The 206-nt window shown below is 44.2% G+C and carries 1 rRNA gene; it reads right to left on the reverse strand.

The features are described 5' to 3' along the window. Window positions 1–72, reverse strand: a 5S ribosomal RNA gene (rrf, locus tag FS608_RS29965); the annotation flags it as partial. Between the last annotated feature and the right edge of the window lie 134 nt (window positions 73–206).

The raw sequence follows: 206 nt of genomic DNA on the forward strand, positions 1-206 counted from the left end.
ATCGGCGCTGAGAAGCTTAACTTCCGTGTTCGGTATGGGAACGGGTGTGACCTTCTCGCCATTGCTGCCAGACTATATGAGGTTTTATTCCCTCAAAACTAGATAATTGACAATCATCATATAAATCATATGGTTAAGTCCTCGAACGATTAGTATCAGTCAGCTCCACATGTTACCACGCTTCCACCTCTGACCTATCAACCTGA

The sequence above is a fragment of the Bacillus sp. X1(2014) genome, from assembly GCF_007678255.1.